At 42.8% G+C, this 21982-nt stretch carries 14 protein-coding genes; 1 reads left to right on the plus strand and 13 read right to left on the minus strand.

Annotated elements, in window-relative coordinates:
• Positions 1-52 precede the first annotated feature (52 nt).
• From ACFGVS_RS06065 to ACFGVS_RS06115, 11 genes are all read right to left on the minus strand, one after another.
• Positions 53-2326 carry a glycoside hydrolase family 95 protein gene (locus ACFGVS_RS06065; protein WP_439697876.1) on the minus strand — a complete coding sequence of 758 codons (2274 nt, stop codon included), beginning with the start codon at positions 2324-2326 and terminating at the stop codon, positions 53-55.
• A 182-nt stretch (positions 2327-2508) separates the two neighbouring features.
• Positions 2509-3720, minus strand: a complete 1212-nt coding sequence (locus ACFGVS_RS06070; RefSeq protein ID WP_439697877.1) for a DUF4998 domain-containing protein — start codon at positions 3718-3720, stop codon at positions 2509-2511.
• Between the two features lie 24 nt (positions 3721-3744).
• The gene (locus tag ACFGVS_RS06075; RefSeq protein ID WP_090652762.1) at positions 3745-4974 is read right to left on the minus strand and encodes a DUF4959 domain-containing protein; all 1230 of its coding nucleotides are present in this window, start codon (positions 4972-4974) and stop codon (positions 3745-3747) included.
• Between the two features lie 39 nt (positions 4975-5013).
• On the minus strand, positions 5014-6897 hold the full coding sequence (locus tag ACFGVS_RS06080) for a RagB/SusD family nutrient uptake outer membrane protein (protein ID WP_439697878.1): 1884 nt from the start codon (positions 6895-6897) through the stop codon (positions 5014-5016).
• A gap of 39 nt (positions 6898-6936) precedes the next feature.
• A complete protein-coding gene (locus ACFGVS_RS06085; RefSeq protein ID WP_439697879.1) occupies positions 6937-10464 on the minus strand; it encodes a TonB-dependent receptor in 3528 nt (1175 codons plus the stop codon).
• Between the two features lie 194 nt (positions 10465-10658).
• Positions 10659-11807: a FecR family protein gene (locus ACFGVS_RS06090; protein WP_439697880.1), complete on the minus strand. Its 1149-nt coding sequence runs from the start codon at positions 11805-11807 to the stop codon at positions 10659-10661.
• 107 nt (positions 11808-11914) lie between these two features.
• On the minus strand, positions 11915-12502 hold the full coding sequence (locus ACFGVS_RS06095; RefSeq protein WP_439697881.1) for a sigma-70 family RNA polymerase sigma factor: 588 nt from the start codon (positions 12500-12502) through the stop codon (positions 11915-11917).
• Positions 12503-12987: 485 nt separating this feature from the next.
• Positions 12988-13470, minus strand: a complete 483-nt coding sequence (locus tag ACFGVS_RS06100; protein WP_439697882.1) for an L-rhamnose mutarotase — start codon at positions 13468-13470, stop codon at positions 12988-12990.
• A 7-nt stretch (positions 13471-13477) separates the two neighbouring features.
• Positions 13478-15133 carry a sodium:solute symporter gene (locus ACFGVS_RS06105; RefSeq protein ID WP_439697883.1) on the minus strand — a complete coding sequence of 552 codons (1656 nt, stop codon included), beginning with the start codon at positions 15131-15133 and terminating at the stop codon, positions 13478-13480.
• Positions 15134-15291: 158 nt separating this feature from the next.
• Positions 15292-16521: an enolase C-terminal domain-like protein gene (locus ACFGVS_RS06110; protein WP_439697884.1), complete on the minus strand. Its 1230-nt coding sequence runs from the start codon at positions 16519-16521 to the stop codon at positions 15292-15294.
• Between the two features lie 26 nt (positions 16522-16547).
• On the minus strand, positions 16548-17330 hold the full coding sequence (locus ACFGVS_RS06115) for an SDR family NAD(P)-dependent oxidoreductase (RefSeq protein WP_439697885.1): 783 nt from the start codon (positions 17328-17330) through the stop codon (positions 16548-16550).
• Between the two features lie 427 nt (positions 17331-17757).
• Here ACFGVS_RS06115 and ACFGVS_RS06120 point away from each other — a divergent pair, with 427 nt between their 5' ends.
• Entirely contained in the window at positions 17758-18660 is a 903-nt protein-coding gene (locus ACFGVS_RS06120; protein ID WP_439697886.1) for an AraC family transcriptional regulator, read from the plus strand.
• A 115-nt stretch (positions 18661-18775) separates the two neighbouring features.
• Here ACFGVS_RS06120 and ACFGVS_RS06125 read toward each other — a convergent pair whose 3' ends face one another.
• Both ACFGVS_RS06125 and ACFGVS_RS06130 read right to left on the minus strand, forming a co-directional pair.
• Complete coding sequence (locus ACFGVS_RS06125) at positions 18776-19537, minus strand: hypothetical protein (protein WP_439697887.1); 762 nt, start codon at positions 19535-19537, stop codon at positions 18776-18778.
• Positions 19538-19556: 19 nt separating this feature from the next.
• Entirely contained in the window at positions 19557-21857 is a 2301-nt protein-coding gene (locus ACFGVS_RS06130) for a family 20 glycosylhydrolase (protein WP_439697888.1), read from the minus strand.
• Between the last annotated feature and the right edge of the window lie 125 nt (positions 21858-21982).

The following is a 21982-nucleotide window of genomic DNA, read 5'->3' on the forward strand; positions in this document are numbered from 1 at the left end:
AGTTGCAAATGCTAACAGAAAAATTAAATACTGAAACCCGAACTATGTGCTATTAATTATTTGCCTTAAAAACATACGTTTTACCCGCAACGGATTCAAACTGGTATTTAAATTCGTTATCAACCACCGTTCCCGGAATTTTCATCCCTTCGACCATCAATTTATTTGGCGATCTTAAACTACACACTCCGCCTGCCAATGACTTAATTGCAATACTGATTACTTTACCATCTTTCCACTCCATATCCTTAATCTCAAAATCGCCACGGGCTTTAAGCCCTTGAACACTTCCGCTTAACCAGGCTTTTGGCAAAGCGGGCAATAGTTGAATTTCGTCGGTCTGGCTCTGCAGCAGCATTTCTGTAACACCTGCTGTATAACCAAAATTACCATCTATCTGGAATGGCGGATGCGCACATAGCAGGTTGGCGTATACACCACCACCGTTGTTATAGTCAACACCCGAACCACCTGCCAGGGTTATGAAGTTGCTCAGGATTTTGTAAGCATGATCGCCATCCTGCAGGCGTGCCCAAAAATTCATTTTCCAGGCCATTGACCATCCTGTTGAAACATCGCCACGCGCCAATAGGCTTACTTTGGCCGCCTGCGCCAATTCGGGCGTTTTTATAGTGCTTATGCGTTTACCTGGGTGCAGGCCAAACAAATTTGATGAGTGACGGTGTGTATCTTTCGGATCATCACGATCAGTTTCCCACTCCTGTAACTGGCCCCATTTGCCAATTTTAGGTTTTAGCAAATGCTCCCGCATATCGGCAACATGATTGCGATAGGTTTTATCGGCACCTAAAACATCTGCCGCCGATATATAATTGGTAAACAAATCATAAACTATCTCCTGGTCATAAGTTACCCCATCTTCGGTTGGCCCATGCTCAGGCGACCAGCCCAGCGGAGACACCAGGGTGCCATCCGGGCGACGTTTTAAATGGTCGTCCCAAAACTCTACAATCTCTTTCAGTATGGGGTAGGCAAAAGTTTGCAAATAGTTTTTGTCTTTGGTGAACGCATAATGCTCCCAAATACCCTGGGCGTACCATGCGCTGCCGGGCGTGTTCCACAAAAAGCTTCCACCGCCGTACACACCATTTTCGGTTTTTACTGTCCACCCGCGTACGCCGGGATATTCTTTTTGCGTACTTGCCTTTTTTACCTCGCGCATACTGTTGATATAATCAAGGTAAGGTATGTGGCATTCCGAAAGATTAGTTGGTTCGGCCAGCCAGTAATTCATCTGGATGTTGATGTTGGAATGATAATCACTTCGCCACGGCGGATTATTACTTTCGTTCCAAAGCCCCTGCAAATTTGCAGGCAAACCGCCTTTACGCGATGAATTGATTAATAAATATCGTCCATATTGATAAAGCAAAGCCTCCAATTGAGGATCAGCCTGTTTTTTATAAGCAATCAACCGCTTATGTGTTGGTTCGGCAGCGGCTGGTGGCGGTGTTGTGCCCAGGTTTATGGCAACCCGGCCGAAAAGCGCGGAATAATCAGCTATATGATCACCCAATAGTTGCTGGTAGATTTTGGCAGATGCCCCATCCAGGTTTTGCTTCACCTTTACACCTGGTGCTTCGCCACGCCAATGTTGTTCGCGCTTGTTGCTGTAATCTGTAGCGGCCGAAAGCAATATGATAAAACCATCTGCATTACTGATCTTAAGCTGCGAACCGCCCTTACCATCACTTTCAATAGCTGCAGAACCGCCTGTTGTTTTTATGACGATACCTGCTTTGTAGGCCAAGCCGTTATCCAGTTTGCCCTCAAACTCCAATGATTTTCCAATGCCGGTAACTTTTGAGCCATGCGCGTCTTTTAGACTGATGACCGCCGAATAAGCGCCCTTTTTGTTTGCAGTGAAGTGCAAAACCATCGCCTTATCCGGAAAACTGCAAAAGTATTCCCGTTTAAAAGCTATACCATTATCAGTATAAGTTACCTGCTGAACCGCTTTACTGATATCCAATTGCCTGCGATAATCAGCAGGTATAGCCTGTGTAGTGTCCTTATTTTTGAAACCGATAAACAAATCGCCAAAGGCCTGGTAGGCACCGGTTTCGTTTTCATCACCTGTCCAGAGGCTTATCTCATTAAACTGGATATGCTCTTGCGCCAAACCTCCAAAAACCATCCCGCCGAAGCGGCCGTTCCCCATTGGATAGGCTTCTGTCATCCAGGTTTTAGCAGGTTTGTCATCCCATATTACCGGCGGGGCGATGCGATGAGTGGTTTTCTTTTGCGCGTTTGCAAATAAACTGCAGCTGGTTATAAGGGCAATACAAATTATCTTTTTGGTCATGTTTGGTTTAAAGTAGGATGAGCTAAATATCTACATAAAATAATCGTTTATAAACAGCAATATTAGCAAATGAATGCGTTTTCAGAACATTAACTGTATTGTTCCCGGCTACAAAAATCTACAAAAAGAAACCTCCCTGACACATGTGGCCGGGAGGTTCTTTATTTTTATCAAGAGGAATATTATTCCTTATTCCAGAAGGTTATTTCGCTCATGTTGCTATAGCCTGATCCTGTTACGGTATGTAATACTCTTATACGTATATACCTAACGGGTGGAGGATTACTTAATAAATCAACCTTCAGAGCGGCTTGTCCGTCATCTGTCCTGGTAACCGATTTAAGCAATATCCATCCTTTGGCAATGGCTTCTGCTTTCCAGCCACTGTTATCTGCTCTTAAGGTGGTAGTAGCGCCAGTTAAACTATTGATACCCCAAACTTCAAACTGATCGGGATTGTTGCAACAGTTTCTTCCAACTTCTTCCATCTGCCCCAAATTACTATATGACTGCCCCATATCAAACGTAAGCACGTGTGGAATATATGAGCCATCGCTGTGGAAAATATTGGGATATCCCTGCGGACTATCGCTATTATCCCATAGTTTACTGATAGTGGTTTCGCCGGAATATGTTTGCACATCCTGTGGCAAATGCACTTCCGAAAATTTAGATTTATCGCATTTTACGTAAATATAGATTGTAGGAAATGTATCAAATTGTGCTACGGCAAAAGTATCGATTGAAGTGCGTTCGGGTATGTAGTACGATTTATACGTAATAGGAGTACCTGTTTTATACGTGGGCAGTGTTATTGAATTTACATTTGGGGCAAGCGTAAGCTGCGATGCTGCGCCGGCCGCGTTGGTATAATTGATAACAGTTTTAATGTTGATAGTATCTGGTGTAATAAAATTCAACTGTACTGAGCCATCGCCATTAACAACGTAAGGCGTAGTTGCGTTATAGGCCCGGTTTAATAAGTTGGATGCATAAACCGGTCCGTAAGCCTTAGCGTTATTTAATTCATAAGGAATAGATTTATTCCCTTTTGCATCATAGGAATAGATGGTAAATGAGTAAGTATACTCCTGCAAATTTTTAATTACGGTTCTTATTGTATCCACTTTAGCTGTAACATTAACAACTTGCGAATCGGCACCATTGTTATAGTATACAACATATTTTACGATACTCGGATCGGAACTTGCCTTCCACTTCAGGCCTATTTCTAAATTACCAGGTTGTACAATAGCCTGTGCTACCGCGCCTGTGTAAGTTAATTCGTGACCATCGTAGAATTTTTTATAGTCTGTTGCAAGACCATCTTTCTTACAACCATACCACGCTGCTGCTACAAAACAGGCAAGCAGTATATATATCAGTTTTTTCATGTTTATTTTTTTTATAAAAATTAACTACTCAGGTTTACCGTATAGTGATATTTCCATTGCGTGTGCAAAGTTACCGCCCGACCATGTTTGGGCCACAGCAAGCCTGATAAAGTGAACCGGCGGCGCCGCTAACGATATATTAAAGTTTACACCAGCCATTACAAAAGCATTATCGGCCGAGTTAACTGCTGTTGGCGGCAAGCCCGATGGTGGATCGGGATAATGATAGTTGCCAATATTTGTCCAATCCCCTATAACAGTGCCCACAGCGGCTGATACCGGCAACTGCGAATCTTTAGGCGAAGAAACATTGGAGCCCCATAAAGAGAAAATTCTTGGGTTCCCGTGGCCATAAGCATATTGATCTGGCCGTTCCCATAAAATAAAGCGACTTAATTTATAACTCAAACCAACATTAAATGTACAAACAAACGGTGGGGTATGTCCGGGATTGGTATGCCATCCAGCACTGTTTCCGTCCGTTTTACCGTCCCATAAGTTGGGCAGCACCCAGCCATACCCTATTTCGGTATCTGAAGCTAAATTATAAGGGCTGAATTTGCTTTTATCCAGCAATTGCTCAAACAACGGAGAAATGGCTTGTTTAATGGTATCTGATATATTGCCGAATTTATCGGTTATATAAACCCCAAAGTTCCGGTTATCAGTATTAAAACCACGTACCGAGTAATCGATGGTATCTGATTTTGTGTAATGCTGATCCTGGATTTCCATGGCATTGGTTGACTTATCAAAGGCAGTTACAATAACTCCAATTTCTTTTTTCAAGGGATTTAGCGCCTTAACGTTAACACCGCCAAAATCGGCGCCAATACTTGTAGTTGCTTTAATGGAGATGTAGGGTGGCGTTTGCGGGTGTACAGTAACCTTAACCGGATCTGATTGTACGTTTGCCCTGCTTACGGTATATAATGTAACATCGTAATCAGCTTCCTTTGCAAAACCCTCAACATTTACAGTATCAGTGTAGTAGCTTGATTTTGTTTCTCTTGATACGCCATCCCTTATTTGATATTTGGCCTGTACATAGAGTATATTATCTGAGTTTGGCAGTGTATAGGTAATATAGGCTCCGCCCGGGTAATTATCAACCTTTACATTTGTAATTATGCCGGGCTTTGTTTTATCTGTTGATATTGGTTCCCTATCCCCGTCGTTCCTTTTACACGATGTTATGCCGGCAACCATTAGGCCTACAAAAAGCAGGACTAAATAATTTTTAAAATTCTTCATTTTTTTCATATTTAATGATATGATTATTAAACACTTAACTTACCAGTTTAAATTCTGAACCAGGTTATTATTAACAACCAGGTCGTCATTCAATATAGGCCACAAATAATTCCTGACATTAAATATTGGAATAACCATAGTGGCGGGGCGGTAATAATTTGTTGCCGATGATTCGTAAATATTCCAGCCTTGCAGTGGCTTGCTTAGAGCCAACGGCAATTCTTTCCAGCGGCGAAGGTCCCAACCTGGCGTGCATTCAAACGCAAGTTCGATTCGCGATTCCTGGTGAATGATCTGGCGAAGACCAGCCTGGGTGGTGTACTTTGAAGGTTCTTTTGAGTAGGTGGTCCATGATTCGGCAACACCTTTTAATCCGGCCCTTGCCCTAACTTTATCAATCCATGGCAGCACTTCTGCGGTAGCTTTTCCCTGCTCGTTCAATGCCTCGGCATAAAGCAGATACATTCCCGCTAACCTTATTACAGGAAGGCGATAATCGGCAATGGTATACCCATCGTCATATACGGTTAAATAGTTTACCAGTTTTTTTGGCCAGTAACCGGTAATGTTTAACCTTACCCTATCTGTTGGTCCGGCCAGTGCGCCGCTTCCCCGTGCCTGAACGTAGTATTGCGAATTTTGATCCAGTTTTCCGTTACCAAACCATGTACCGCCATCAAAAGCTATGTCGGCATAAAACCTCGGTTCGCGGTCAAAGTGTGCTTTAACCGTTGTGTAGCCGTTCCCTATATAAAACCTGTTGGCATCATCGCCTGTGCGGGTGTCATAACGGTTCAGGTAATCCCAGGTTTTATCCTCATTTATAGGCACGCCATTGTGAGTGTAAAACAACTCCTGTTCCTGTATCGGAACTGCAAAAGTTCCCTGGAACGAGGGGTTGGCAGCAGCTTTTGACGTAAGCCTTGGCATACAATAACTCTGATCCGGGAATACAGGGTTTAATGCCCATATTGTCTCGGTATTAAGTTCCCATTTTTCGGTAATTGTTGTTTGCAGGTCTAATACTGTTTTTAATGAATCGTTAAGGCCATTAACACTGGCTGTGGCAATAAACTTGTGCAATGCAGCGCCATTTGCTTCGGCATTGGTAATTGCAGCCAAACAAGCGGCGGCAGCCTTGTCCCACTTTGTAGCGTCATAAGCTGCAGGAAAAAGCGCTTTACCATCTTTATTTTTCACACTGATATAATCAGGATTTCCGTTAAAAAGCGGACTTGCGGCTGTGGCCAATATTTGAGCTTTAACCGCCAGCGCAATAGGCTGGGTAATACGACCAAGCTCTTTCGTTGGGTTAAGTATAACAGGGGGCAAATCTACAGCAGCCTGATCAAGCAGCCTTACCATATAATTTACAACCGAATCAACCGGCGCTCTTTTTACCCTCACTTCGTCGGTCGAACTATTAATTGGCAGGTTTACATCAACAATCGGAATGGGGCCATATAACCTAAAGAGTACAAAATGATAATAGGCTTTCAAAAACTTCACCTCGGCTATCCATCTTTTCTTTTCATCTGCACCCAGGTCAATAGGTTTGTTTATATTCTCCAGCATGGTATTGCACCGTCTGATAGCTTTCCAGGTTGCCTGCCCTCCATTGTAACCATCCCAATAGTTAAGACCGGGATTGCCCGCGTTTTGCGTACCCCTTATCAGGTTAAATCCGGTTGGATCAATTCCCTGGAAATCTGTTAGGTTGTTTGGGAATATGATCTCGCCCGAAGTGGTAAAACCAGGGTTATTTTGCACGTACGTTAACTGCTGTATGGTAGCGTAACAGGTAAACAGGTAATTTTCTGCTTCATTCCGGTTCCTGAAGGCATAATCTATGGTACCAACATTATCAGGTGTAACATCCAGGTACTTTTTACATGACACGCAAGAGATTGCGAAGATTGCCATGAACAAATATTTATAATATGATTTCATATTTATTTAATGTTATAAATTGACATTTAAACCTATGTTAAACACCTTTTGAATAGGGTATGCAAATCCGTTACCCCCCAATTCCGGATCCCATAATCTGAATGGGCTCCAGGTAAACATGTTTAAGCCGTTAAAATAGATTCGTGCATTTTTTACCAGTAAGGCTTTTGATATCCTTTGCGGCAAAGTATAGCCAACCTCGATAGATTTAAGCCTCAGGAAACTGCCATCGCGCAGCCACCAGGTACTGTTTTGCCTGTTATTTTCGATAGACGCACCATCCGGGCCAAGCCTCGGATATAATGCGTACAGGTTTTGGTTGTCTTCGCTCCAATGATCGTTGGCATATGCCTGCAACACTTGCGTATTACCAGTGTAGTATGACTCGGGGCTTTTTATGAATGGCGCTGTTGTAGCCGGGTTAATAAAAAACGACACCTTCGCCTGCCCCTGGAAAAACCCGGAAAGATCAAAGTTTTTATAACTGGCAGATAAACCAAAACCATAAACTATTTGCGGTATAGTTGGATTGCCGATAAAGGTTTGATCGGCGCCGTCAATTTTACCGTCGCCATTTAAATCGCGGTATTTAATATCGCCGCCCTTTGGCGGAAAGCCGCCTGTACTAAATATCTGCGAAGGTGAGTTGGCCGCTTCGTTATCGTCAACAAACAACCTTTCGGCAACGTAACCAAATTGGCGGTTAATTGGCTGACCCACCTGGTGCCTGTAAGACTCGGCATAATCAGGAGCCTCAAACTGGGTGTATTTATTGGTTGAATAAGTAAAGTTTCCTCTCATCTGTAAAGAAAAATCCCTACCAATGTTTTCTTTACCATCTACCGATATATCTATACCCTTTGATTCGGCCTTGCCAATATTAGCCGCGATACCCGATTCAAGCCCCATGGTAGATGGGATAGAAGAACGATCCTGAAGGATATTGTATTTGTTGTTCTTATAAACCTCGGCTATTACGTTAATCTTTTTAAGTAAGGTAAATTCAATCCCTAAATTGGTTTGCTTAGATGTTTCCCAGGTTACATCATCATTTTCGTAGTTATTGATGCTTACACCATTGCGGTAGTAACCATTATTTTGACCAAAACTGGCATAATTACCACCGTTTAAGTTTACATCAGATAAATAGAAAAACCTCCTGTCGCTAATGGCATCGTTACCTACCAGGCCATAACTGCCGCGCAGTTTAAACCTGTCAAACACATTATACAAATCGCCCCAGAATTTTTCGTCTGATATAATCCAGGATGCGCCGATTGTCGGGAAAAATCCATAACGATGAGCAGCCGAGAAACGCTCTGATCCGTTTAAACCAAAGTTAAATTCAAGATAATATCTCCCTTTATATGAGTAGGTTGCCCTACCTGCCAGTGTTTGATTACGAAAAGGCAATGAATTAAATAGTGAACTTGCAGGTCCGTTAAGTGTTTGTTGTTCGGTTCCAATTAAAGCGGCGCTCACATTATGGTCTACCGCAAAAGCATGGGCGTAATCCAGTACACCTTGCAAATACAGGAACGAGCTTGCATTGTTACCGAATGAGTTATATTGTAAATATTCCCTTGCTACGTTATTACCCGTAGGCAGGTTATTTATCCAGTTTAGCTGGTAGGTATTGGTAGTTTTATCGTAGTTGATGGCATTGTAATAGAAAGGGCTGTAACTTAAATACGATTGGAAGAATGAGTGCCTGTTGGTGCTCATAATTGCATGAAAATTTAAACCCGATGTCAAAAAATCCAGGTTCTGGTTTAACTCCAGCTGCGCAAGCATTCTCGATTCCGACGAATTCTGGTGCCCTTTTAATAACTCGGCATATGGATTTATGTACCGGCTGCCGCCATCGGTATTGGATGTTGCCGGCGAATTACCAAATAAGATGTGCTGTGTACGCAGGTTGGCAGAATCGGCCGGGTAATAAGCCGGAAAATCAACCGGGCTGGTATGTGAGGCCAGGTTATAAAGCTGGGTTTGCTGGGTACCATCATAAGTAAGCGGGCCATTATATTCGCCAAAAGTACCTGATAATCGAATGATCAACTCCGTTTTACTGGTTACGTTAATGTTTACGTTCGATCGTAACTGGTATGTTTTATAATTAACGTTGTTGTTGTTATTGTTCCTGATATCGGTGCGTAAAATGCCGTTATCATTTGTGAATGCACCAGCAACATAGTAGCGGGCAACGCCACCTCCCCCTTGTAAGCTTAAATTGGCGCGCTGCGTATTGGCGCGTTTTTTAAACAACATGCCCAACCAATCGGTAGCGGGGTAAACGTACTGGTTACTGCCGGGAGCATGATTAATAGTTGCCTGTGTGTTAATGATTTTGTTTTCATCATACGGAAGCGGGTCTAAGGGGTAACGAGTGCGCGTAGCTTCGTTAAAAAGCCGCATATAGGTAATGGGGTCTGCAAGTGCAATGGTTTTTACCGATTGCGATTGTGAGTTCTCAACCCGCACATTAATTTGGGCTTTACCTGCTTTACCTTCTTTGGTTTTCACCAAAATTACGCCATTCCCCCCCCTGGCGCCGTAAAGGGCGGTGGCGCTTGCATCCTTCAGTACCGAAAAACTTTCGATATCATCCACGTTTAAACGTGCAAGATCATTAGTAGTTAACTCAACGTTATCTATCAAAATCAGCGGATCCTGCTTATAACCAAAAGTAGTTACTCCCCTGATAAAGAATTTGGCATTATCCTGACCGGGTTGGCCGCTTGGGGTAAATGCTATTACACCGGCAACCTGCCCTGCCAACGCATTGGTTAAGTTACTTGCAGGTATTTTTAAATTGCCAGGCTTTACCGTTGTAACCGAACCTACAATGGCTTCCTTTAGCTGTTTCCGGCCGTAAGCCGTTACAACTACCGTTTCGGCTGCAGTAACGTCTTCAACCATGATGACATTGTAAACTTTTTTGCCAGCCGCAACTGTAATTGTTTGGGTTTTGTAACCGATATAAGAAATTTTAACTTCCGTACCATCTTTTACATCCAAAACAAACTTTCCGTTGTTATCAGTTAGTGTACCAGATTTTTTGTTGCCGGTAGCTGCGATGGTAACCCCAGCCAGGGCCTCACCCTTTTCATTTTTCACTGTACCCGTTATCGTTATATCAATTATAGCTTCAACCGGGGTGGCGGATGTATTCACACTCGGCGCATCTTTAATGATTACCGATTTACCTTCAATTAAATAAGTTAGCCGAAAGTCTTTTAAACAAGAAGCAAGCACCTGGTCAATAGACGCATCTTTAAAAGCAGCATCTATTTTATGATTGCTGTTAATGGTTTTAGGCGACCAGAAAATATTGTACCCGGTTTGTTTATTAATTTGTTTAAATACTTGCTTTAGCGTAGCATCCTTATTTACATAAGTGATTTTTTGTGAAAAAACCGCTGCGCTCACCTGCATAAAAGCAAGCATGAGCATAAAGCTTGTCATCTTCATTATGAGCAGAAATTTCTTGATGTAGCCCGAAGGCATACAAATGTTTGTAGTAAAATTTTTATACATTTGTTAAGGCTGTTAAAGTTAAAAGGTGGAGTCACATTAGCATTTTAGCTTATAAGCTATTAGATCGGGAACATCGCGAGTGTTCCTGATCTTACTTATATCATAAGCTATCTTTTACTCTTCAGGTAGTGTTTTTCTTCATAATGCTGGTTTTAATTTAGGGTTGATAATTGGTTATTATTGGTTTTGACAGTTTACTTTTTTACTTTTTTGCTTATAATAATCTTTGATCCTTCAATACTGAAACTTGCGTCGCCGGTTTGTTCCATTATTTTAAGCAAGGTTGATATATTAGCAAAGCGGGTAGTTACCGCGGCAAACAGATCGTCCTTAACATCGTTATCCCGGTAAACAACATCTACATTGTACCAGCGGGATACTTTGCGCATAACTGTTTCTAAGCGCTCATCGTCAAACCTGAAATAGCCATTCTTCCAGGCTACGGCTTCTTCAGTATCCACATCAGATACTTTAAAATGGTCTGTAAGGCTTACTTCCTGGCCAGGCTTTAACATGGCACTTTTATCGCCGCCGGTAACTTTCACTGATCCTTCAAGCAATGTGGTTTTTGTATTCGGTTCATCATTATAAGCGCTAACATTGAAGTGGGTGCCCAAAACTTCAACTACCTGCCTATTGGTAATTACCCGGAACGGCCTGTCTTTATTATGGGCTACCTCAAAATAGGCCTCACCACTCAATTCTACTCTGCGCTCGCCGGCCGACCCAAGATCTACCGGGTATTTTAACGAAGAAGCCGCGTTAAGCCATACCCTGGTGCCATCGGGCAAAAACAATTGAAATTGGCCACCCCTGGGTGTTTCCATCGTGTTATATTGTGCTACAGCAATCGCACCGGAACTTTCTTTACTGTCGGTTGCTGCTGTGTAAACCACCTGACCATCGGCAGTTTTCGATATCTGAACACCTTTTTGCTGAATTATTTGTCCTTTTTGTGCGTCTGTGAGCGATATTTTTTGCCCATTGGCCAACGTTAGGATGGCTTTGTTTCCGCCTGGTGCTATTATCGTATTATGCGCTAATTCCGGCTTCTGGATACTCCCATTTTTTTTTATGAAAAAAATGGCTCCTGCAGAAAGCAAAAAAAGTATAGATGCTGCAACTGACCAGCGCTTCAAAAAAAAGCGATGCGGTTTTTGAGGTTTAGTTTGCTGATTCAGGCGCAAAAGCATTTCTTCCTCAACACTTTCTTCGTCGTCGGGAAATTCGGCATCCTGGTTGGCTACACTACGGTACCATTCGGTTAAAGTTTCCTTTTCCGATTCGGTCGCAGTATTATCTTTATACTTACGTATTAACTTGTAAATGGTTTGGCGGTTCAATTGGTATTGCGCTTTAGTATATAGATGTACCGCGAAAAGAACGATACCCTACATGGTTATTAAAAAAAAGTTTATTTAATTAAAAAAGGCAGAAGTGCTCTTCTCTTTTATTTGAAAAGCCGGTGGATATGAATTGCTATGATGAGTATCCAGCCGTGATTTTTAAGTTCACCCCTGATAATACGGAGTGCGCGGGTAAGGTTTGCTTCTACCCCTTTCTCGGTAATTTGTATTTTGGTTGCTATTTCCGAATTTTTCATCCCCAAATTACGGCTGTAGCCAAATACCAGGCGGCATTTCTCGGGCATTTTTTCAACAATTCCGTTTACGTATTCCTGCAAAAAAATCGCGTCGAGCTTATCTTCATCATTTACGGTAGTTTCATATTCGTAATTTTGTAAAGCCAAGTCGTTCCTGCGTTGCTCTTTTTGGTAATACTTGTAAACGGTAAATTTTACTGAGGTTGCCAGGAAGGCGGATAGGTTATTGATCTCAACATCGGTATACCTTTCCCACAACGATATAAATACATCATGTACAATATCCTTTGCAGCAAGTTGATCTTTACTGTGGTTCCAGGCTATTAACAGCAATTTTTTCCAGTACCGCCTGTAAATTTCGGTATAGGCAGCGTGGTCCCCCTCTTTTAAAAGGGCGGTAAGCTGCTCATCTGTGTATACGCCGTAGTTAAACATAACCGCCCACCTTTTTCATTTAGCGGGTGTGGTTTACGTGATTAACAGGGCATATCGCGTTTTTCACCAACGGGTTAAACGGACGCAGTTCAAAAAGAATGATGTTTTTGTTAAAAAGTAAAGTTTTCCTCATATTTTAAGTTAGCAGGTTAAATATCAATTCATTCAGTTTTATATCCTATACTATTCGGGCTCATAATCTATTTATAGATCCTACAGGATCTTTCCCAAAGGCTAAAAAATCTATAAGTAAGGTGCAATTAAAGCTTAAAAAACAACGTTAGGTTTATAACGAAAAAGCGGCTCATAGCGCCGACAGTTTAAAATCAAAACTAAATAAAATCCCTTAAAGTTAAACATTACGTTTTTCACTAACAATGGAATATTCGCTGTTAAAACAACTCTTTATTTTCAATACACTTCTAAAATTTTAATCAGTTTATAAAACAGGTAAGTTTTTTTGCAATTTGGCTTGTGCAAAGGTTTTAATTCATATGAAACACCTCATCCATGGCTTGCCATTGCTGTTTGTGCGCAGCAGCTTCAGGTAGAGGTATTTGCGTTGGATCGGTTTCTTTCCACCAGCGTCGGGTAGTGGTATCGGCGGCCATTTTGGCCATATCGCCGTTAAAATCAACACCCACATATTCAAAGTAACTAAACAAAAAATACTTACCATCTATTTTTTGAATATAGATGGAGTAATTGCGAATATTGCACTCAGTTATCTTTTTCAAAACTCCTGGCCAGGCATGCGAATGCAATTGTTTATAATAGGCCATCTTTTCGGGTTTTAAGCCGGTTACCATACCAAAACGCTGCACACTTTTGTGCTGCACTGCCTTTGCTGATGCAGTATCCTGCTGTAGGGTGGGCTTCTTGTTGCCACTTTTACAGGCAGAAAAGCCGATGATGCAAGTGATGAGTATAATTGCAAACCGTTGGATTTGAAGGAGAACTTTGTTCATGATGCCATTACCTAAAAATGTAAAACAATACGGCCATTATGCCAATTAAAAAAACCGAAAGTACTTTATAACTGCCTAACCCACTCCAGGCTACACCGCGCAGAGGTTCCCAGGGCGATTTCCAATACAGGGTAGCGCTTTCTTTGGTATGCTGAACGGGGTACATATATGATAATACAACCTGTAAACACAAGCACACTACAAAAAGATAAAAGGCCATCATCATAAAAGGAATTGAGCCAATTGCGCTTGCAGGGTAAACTTTGCCAATGACGAACACCACTACCCCTATTGCCGAGCCTATCCATAAAGTATATTTGGCCGAAACGGCCGATGCCTTTTCCCAGAAAACACCTAACAAAAACACACAGGTTATTGGCGGCGCTATGTGGGCAATAATGTCATTTAAACCATTAAATATGCTTTCGTAATTATTGAGTAGCGGCAACAGCATTAATGATAAAACGAGTGCAACACCGGCTGCTATTTTACCAATGCTCACCAGTTTTTTGTCTGTTGCTTCGGGTTTATATCTTTTATAAATATCGTAGCTTACAATGGTTGATATTGAATTTAACGCCCCCGATATCTGGCTCATTAAACCGGATAATAACGCGGCAACAAGCACGCCTATCAGCCCCGGAGGAATTAGCTGGGTAATCATCAACGTATAAATTCCTTTGCTGTTTACCACTTCTTTCCCATCAATCACACTTTTTAAAGCCGAAATATCCAGGTGTCCGCTTTGCGCCAGTGTATAGGCAAACAACCCCGGCATTACAAAAATAAAAACCGGTAATATTTTGATAAAGCCGCAAAACAACGGACCAACCCTGGCATGGTTTTCGTCTTTGGCGCCTAAAACGCGCTGCACAATGGTTTGGTCGGCGCACCAGTACCAGATGCCCAATACGGGGTAACCTAAAAACACAGCATACCACGGCATACCGCTGGCATCGCCATGAGGGCGAAGCATGGATAGTTTATTAAGCTGCCCTGTATGTTTTAATACCTCAACCATTGGATCCCAACCACCCATTTTGGTATAAGCCGCAATACTCATTATAATAGCCCCACCTAAAAGCACCACGGTTTGGATAGATTCAGTAACTACCACGGCCGTTAAACCGCCAACTATGGTGTATATAGTAGTAATAATAGAGATGATGATGACACTGGTATACATATCAACCCCAAACAGCGTATACAATACTATGCCGCCCGCCAACAACGAAAAAGCGATATGAATTAATACCGCCGATACTACCGATATAATAGCCAGCCAATCGCGACTGGCCCTGTCGTAACGTTTTTCTAAAAAATCGGGCAGCGTTGATACGCCTGATCTGATATAAAAAGGTGCAAAAAACAAAGCCAATAGGATTAGCGTAAATGCCGCCATCCATTCAAAATCGCCGTTAAGCAAGCCTGTATCAAACCCGCTTTGAGCAAGGCTCACCAGGTGCACACATGAAATATTTGTAGCAAATAGGGCCAGGCCAATCACTGGCCAGCGCAGCTTTTTACCTGCCAAAAAATATTCGCCGGCCTCGTTATTGTTATTTTTTGTTTTTTGCTGATGACGAATACCCGACCACAGGCCGATAATAAATATCGCCGCTATGTACAAGCCACTAATGATCAAATCTGGTGTGTGTATCATCTGGAAAAATCCTAATTTTAAAACTCTAAACTCTAATTGGTAAATGCTAAATCGTTAATTTGACAAGCCCATTTTCACTCACTACTCACTACTCACTACTCACTACTCACTACTCACTACTCACTACTCACTACTCACTACTCATTACTCATTACTCACTAACCCAATATTTTCAAATCGCAACTGCTCCCAGGTTCCTGTGGCGTTTGGTACACGCCACCTGTTATGTTCACAGGGTTTACAAAATGCTTTTGCAGGTGTGGAATATGCTCTAAAAATAAAGCCTCGTGACCAATTGCTATATGGTTAAACAAAACCAGGTGCTGATGCAGTTGGCCCATATCGCCCACGTGAGGCACTACAGGTACTCCGTATTTTTTGCATAACAGGCTTACAGTTATAAATTCGCTTACACCTCCTACCCTTACCGCATCAACCTGGATAAATGAAGCCGAGCGGGTTTGCAGATAATTTTTAAAAATGATTTTATTGGGCACATGCTCGCCTAAAGCCAGTTTTAATGGCGAAATAGCATCTGCCAGAGTTTTATGGGCTAAAACGTCATCCGGGTGAGTTGGCTCCTCTATCCAGTACGGGTTCATGCTTTTAAGTTTATGGCATATCGATACCGCCTGCGGCAGGTTCCATTGCTGGTTGGCATCCAGCATTACTTTTACATTATCGCCGGCAACTTCCCTCACAATATGCGCACGGCGGATATCCCTTTCAGGGTCGGCCGAGCCAACTTTAAGTTTCATTGCGGTAAAACCTTCGGCCAGTGCAATTTTACAGTTTTCGCGCACTTTTTCATCCGAATAATTGAACCAGCCTATGGATGTATCATACCCCGGATAACCTTTTTGCAAAATGTTTTCACGAATTGTTTTGGTGGATTGTTGCTCTTTGAGCATGTTGATAGCCTGTTCATGAGTCAACTCATCTTCAAGGTACGACATATCTAACGTAGCTACAATTTGTTCGGGGCTTAAGTCAGTTAACAGTTTCCAAAGTGGCAGGCCCCTCTTTTTGGCCCACAAATCGTAACAGGCATTGGTTACGGAAGCAAGCGCCAAATGCACCACTCCCTTATGCGGCCCCAACCAACGAAATTGCTGATCGTTGGACAAACTTTTGAACAAATCGCCAAAATTGGCCATGGTATCTTCAATATCCCTGCCTTTAATTTTATCGGCATAATATTGCGCAGCTTTGCAAACCAAATCATTACCCTCGCCCAATGTAAAGGCAAAGCCGACCCCTGTATGGCCGCTATCGTCAAATAAACGGGTTACCGCGTATGAGTAAACAGGATCGGTATGTATAGCATCGCTGCCGGCCGCGCCATCAAGCTTATAACGGATATCATCAACCTGTATATTTTTAATCATATTATATAAAATTTTTGGGAGATTGATTAAATGGTTTGGTTTAACACGCGGCGATAACCTAACTCGGCACCGCCAGTAACGGGTAAAATACAGCCGGTTACAAACCGGGCATGGTCGGATACAAGGAACAAACAGGCATCGGCCACCACGTCGCCTTCAGGGCAATAGCCCAGGGCGTGAATGTTATCCAGGTAATTTTCAATCGAATTGGTGTCGGGCTGTTGCTGGCTCCAGGCCCGCAGCATGGGTGTCCAAACACCTGCCGGGGCCACCGCGTTAACGCGGATACCGTAAGGGGCATAGTCAAGCGCCATCGATTTGGTTAAAGCGTTTACAGCGCCTTTTGTTGCGCTGTATGCGGCATGAATCTCCTGCCCCATATCGCCAACCAAACTACTGGTGTTTAGAATATTGCCACGCGTTTTTTTAAGTTCATCAATTCCATACCGGGTGGTGTTAAATATACCCTTCACATTTACATCAAAAAGAGCATCCCACTCATCATCAGTGGTTTCATGAACAGCTTTTGAAGGGTTACTGATGCCCGCGTTATTATGAATCACATCTATTTTACCAAAATAATCTACAGCTTTGGCAATAGCCTGCCTTATAGCAGCAGCTATTGAAACATCGGCCTTAAGATACAGGATATCAAGTGACTGCAGCTTTGACCGGGCCTCATCAATGCTCCGCTCCGAATTGGAAACAATGGCCAGCTTGGCGCCGGCTGCATGGTATATTTTAGCGCACTCAAAGCCTATGCCTTCGGTACCGCCAGTTAAAAAAATTACTTTATTTTTTAATAGCATATAAATGTTGTAGTGAAGCCGGAGCAAACCCGGCGTACACAGGTTTAAAATTAAACTGTAATGTTTTTACCATATAAAAGGCTTGAAGCAGGCCACTTATAGTTTACCGCCGTCAACCGGCAATGGGGCAAAACTTTAAAAGCAAGATCAACAGAGCTGGTTATATTGGTTGTTATGAACAAACCAAAAGTAAATCGATGTTTGTGAGTTTATAATAGCCAAAACATTTTTTTTAATGGATTATTCCATTAAACCATCAGCAAAATTGTGGCTTATTGGCATAATGTTGTGGCAGGTTTACAATACGGGGTAAATGTTTGTAATTTATAGAATGTTTTATCTATAATAGCACTCAAATGCCGGATGCTATGTTTCTGCTGATGTAATATCCCACTGTAACACCAATTATTCCTTAATACTATATTTGATGAATAACAGCTTTAAAAGGCGGCAAGGTTTTGAGGGTGAAAAATTCATCAGCATTCCTCAAAAAGTACTGCGCGATGCCAAACAGCGACATCCCGAACTTTTCCATATCTATATTACACATATAGGCTATTTCCCGAAGGCGGCATTTCATTATCGCGAACGCCGCAAAGGCTGTGAAGACAACATACTCATTTACTGCTTACAGGGAAAAGGTCATTATATTGTAGATAACAAGCGCTTTGAAGTACGCAGCAACCAGTTTATACTGATACCGGCTACTGATAAATACATGAGGTATTGGGCCGATAATGCCGACCCGTGGACCATTTACTGGGTACATTTCACGGGCGATAATATAGAAAGCTTCAACAAATCGCTCAACTTAAGTATCGGCCGCGGCCCGGTAAACATCCCTTTTAACGAAAATGCGATTACTATATGGCAAAACATTTACCAAACCCTGGAAATGGGCTACAGCCTTGAAAACATTAACAGCGCGTGCTTTTGCCTGTACCATATTATAGCTACTTTTTTGATGCCGGAGCGGCACATCCGCCATAATACCGATGATGAAGGTGATATCATCACCAAAACTGTCCACTTCATGCGCAGTAACCTAAACAAAAAACTAAGCGTGGAAGACATATCCGGCAAGCATAGTTTATCGGTATCACATTTTTCCAACCTGTTTCGTAAAGCCACCGGTATGCCCCCTATTGATTATTTTATTCACTTAAAAATGCAAAAGGCCTGTCAGCTATTATATGCCAACAGCGATAAAATAAAGGCCGTAGCCACCGAACTGGGCTACGAAGACCCCTACTACTTTTCGCGCATTTTTAAAAAATATATTGGCTCATCGCCCGAGCAATACCGTATTACGGCGAAGAATACGGGATGATGCCGACACCCCATTTGTGAGAGGATGCATCATCAAACTGCTTCGGCTAACCCATTTTGAACAACAAAGGCGCATGAATGCGCCTTTGCTAAAACCATAAGAATCAGGCAAATACTCAATCACTATGATGCCGTTTGTGTTTATTCTTTTTGCTTGATTTAGAAGAACTTTTCTTCTCAGATTTCTTGGTTGCCGGCTTATCATCCTGCTTCTTTGGCGCGGCATTGGCAGTAGCCCCTTTTGGAGCCACATCAACAGAATCTTTGCTCAGTTGTTTTACGGTAAATTCGTTGCGGCTTAATCCATACTCAAGCTGCCGCTTCGCACCGGTTGAAGTTGCATCTTTACCACTGCCTTTATAAATCAGAAATTCACGAATGAGTTTGCCATCGCGAATGTAAAAATTATCATCGCCCCGGTACCCTTTGCGCTGTGAGCTGTTTAGTTTAGGGAAATCGAGTTTATTGGCTTTACTTTCGTTGTTAAACTCATAGGCGTAAATACCCGTACGGTTAATGGTATCTTTTGATTTAACAGCTATCAATATTTCAGGGTTGCCATCAACGTCCATATCCGAGTTATAAACGTCGGTGATCTGGCCATCAAGGTCGCCGGTTGTGGTGGTATATTTAATGGCCGACGAATCTGAATGCAAGATCATAAACGCACCTGCCTCCTGCGATCCCCTGCCCCAGCTAAACACGTCATAAGTTTGCCCCGGCGAAACCTCAATCATTTTATGGTACCTGAATGGCTTCATCAGTTCTGGCGCTTTAGGCGTTGCTGGTGGGCCGGCTGTTTTAGATTGATTCCCCCCACAGCCGGCTATAGTTACCGCGGCCATTAAAAAAGCTATATAATAAAATCTTCTGACCATTATAAGTTTTATCCTTCTGTTAATTTTTCAGCACATCGGCTGTCAACTCGGCCTTGGTTTTGCCTGGTGCCGATATAAAAACCTTCAACGTATTGTTGCCACCGGCGTCTACATATTTAAGTGTAAACTTGTGGTAACCTTTTAATAAAGGGGCGGCGCCAAATTGCTCGTTGGTTGTATGCTTGCCATCATTATCAACCACAACCTGGTCATCTATCAACAAAACCGAACCATTGGCCGATAATGTTGAGAAGCCATAGTTGCCATCAGCCTCAATATTAATAAATCCGTTGTAAATTACACCAAACTTACCTTTACTTTTCCTGAAATCTGTTGTACTAAAGTTTTTTACTGCTCCGCTATCAGTTGGCAAGCCTATTAATTGACTGGTGCTGCCAAAAGTGCCGGTAAATAATTGGTATTTAAGGCCACTTGCGTTGCCTGTATAGTTAACGGCTGCAAAAGGTGCTTTATTGTAAACCAATGTGCGGGTAATGTTGCTACGCTTGCCCGATGGGGTAATTACAATGGTTTGTAACTCGCGGTACTGGTCGGCTGGTACATCGTAGTTCATGGGGATATGATACTCTAAATCGGTTTCGCGCGGTGTGTAGCCGTCAATAGTATAGTAAATTTTTGCGCCATCAACCGGCGATTTCAGGTTCACGCTTACCTGCGAACCTATCATTACGGTATCTTTTGCTCCAATAGCAACCGGGACATGGTAATCCAGGTTATTTTTATCCAGCCAGGCTAAGTGCGATGGTAAACGGGTTTCGCTAAAATCTTTAAAGTTTTTGTTAGCTAACGGGCTCCAGGCAATTTCAGATAGGGCCATTAAGCGCGGCAGCAACATAAACTCCACCTTAGCATCGGTTGCCACATACTCGGTCCAAAGGTTGGCCTGTACCCCCATAATATATGTTTTTTGATCGGGGGTTAATGCTTCGGGGGTTGGATCATAGCTGTAAATTTTCGACAGCGGCTCGTTACCGCCAATGCTCAGCGGCTCCTGGCTTGGTTTGCCCTGGCCATGATCTATATAAAGGCCGTGGCTGCCAGGTGTCATAATCACGTTATGTTTTTGCTGGGCGGCTGCTATACCACCTTCTTCGCCGCGCCAGCTCATTACAGCTGCATTAGGCGCAAGTCCGCCTTCTAAAATCTCGTCCCAACCAATGATGTTACGACCTTTGGAGTTTACAAATTTTTCAACCCGTTGTATAAAATAGCTTTGCAGCTCATTTTCGTCCTTCAGTTTTAGTTTTTTAATCAGCTGCTGGCAAAATGCCGATTGTTTCCAGGCATCCTTAGGGGCTTCATCGCCGCCAATGTGGATGTATTTGCTGGGGAACAGCGCCATCACCTCGGTTAAAACATCCTGAATAAAGGCAAATGTTTTATCGGATGGGCAGTAGATATCATTGAATACCCCCCAGGTTTCGGCAGGCTTGTAAGTTTTTGTTGGATCGCAGCTTAGTTCAGGATAAGCGGCCAATGCAGCCTGCGAGTGACCCGGCATTTCAATTTCGGGTACGATGTTGATATACCTTGCGGCGGCATATTTTACCACATCGCGAATTTGATCCTGGGTGTAAAATCCTCCGTAAGGGGTGCCATCAAATTGCTGTGGTGTTTTATCGCGGTAGCCACCAATGAGTGTTTGCGCACGCATACTGCTGATTTGTGTAAGCTTTGGATATTTTTTTATTTCGATACGCCAGCCCTGGTCTTCGGTAAGGTGCCAGTGGAAGTTGTTTAGCTTGTAAGCTGCCAACAGGTCGATATATTTTTTCACCATCTCTACGCCAAAAAAGTGCCTGCCTACATCAAGCATGGCGCCACGGTAGCCAAAACGGGGATAATCCTCAATCTTTACACAAGGTAGTTTAGCTGTGGCAGCTCTATCGGCCGGGAATAGCTGGATAAGCGTTTGAATGCCGTAAAACAATCCGGCCCCCTTACCGGCAACAGTAATTTGCTGCGGGGTAATGGTTAGGCGGTAACCTTCGGCTGGCAGGTTATCGGTACCGGCTGATGTTAACGTGATGACATTGGAGGCAGCTCCGGCGTTTTTCGCTACAATGGCCGCATTGTACGCCTGGTTGCCGGCAAGGTAATCTTTAAAAAACAGCACAGCTTTGTTTGTGGGCGAATCGACCTGCACCTTTGTTTCCTGGCTGAACAGGAACGTTCCGGGGGCTTTTGTGAGCGACACCGGCGCCGGGATAATCCCCGCATACGGATCGGTATCCTGGGCTTTAACAATAGTAAACACGGTTAACAATGCGCTTAGCATCAGGGCAGTTTTTTTGAGCATGGTAATATGAAATTGGTACTGAGCCGTGAATATATAACTTTTTAAAAAATTATAAGAAGTTTTCCTTTGTAACAAAAGCATGAATGTTGCCTTTTCCAGATACCCGTGCCTTTCGAACCCTCGTT

It is taken from the genome of Mucilaginibacter sediminis, from assembly GCF_051903035.1.
Classification (GTDB): domain Bacteria; phylum Bacteroidota; class Bacteroidia; order Sphingobacteriales; family Sphingobacteriaceae; genus Mucilaginibacter.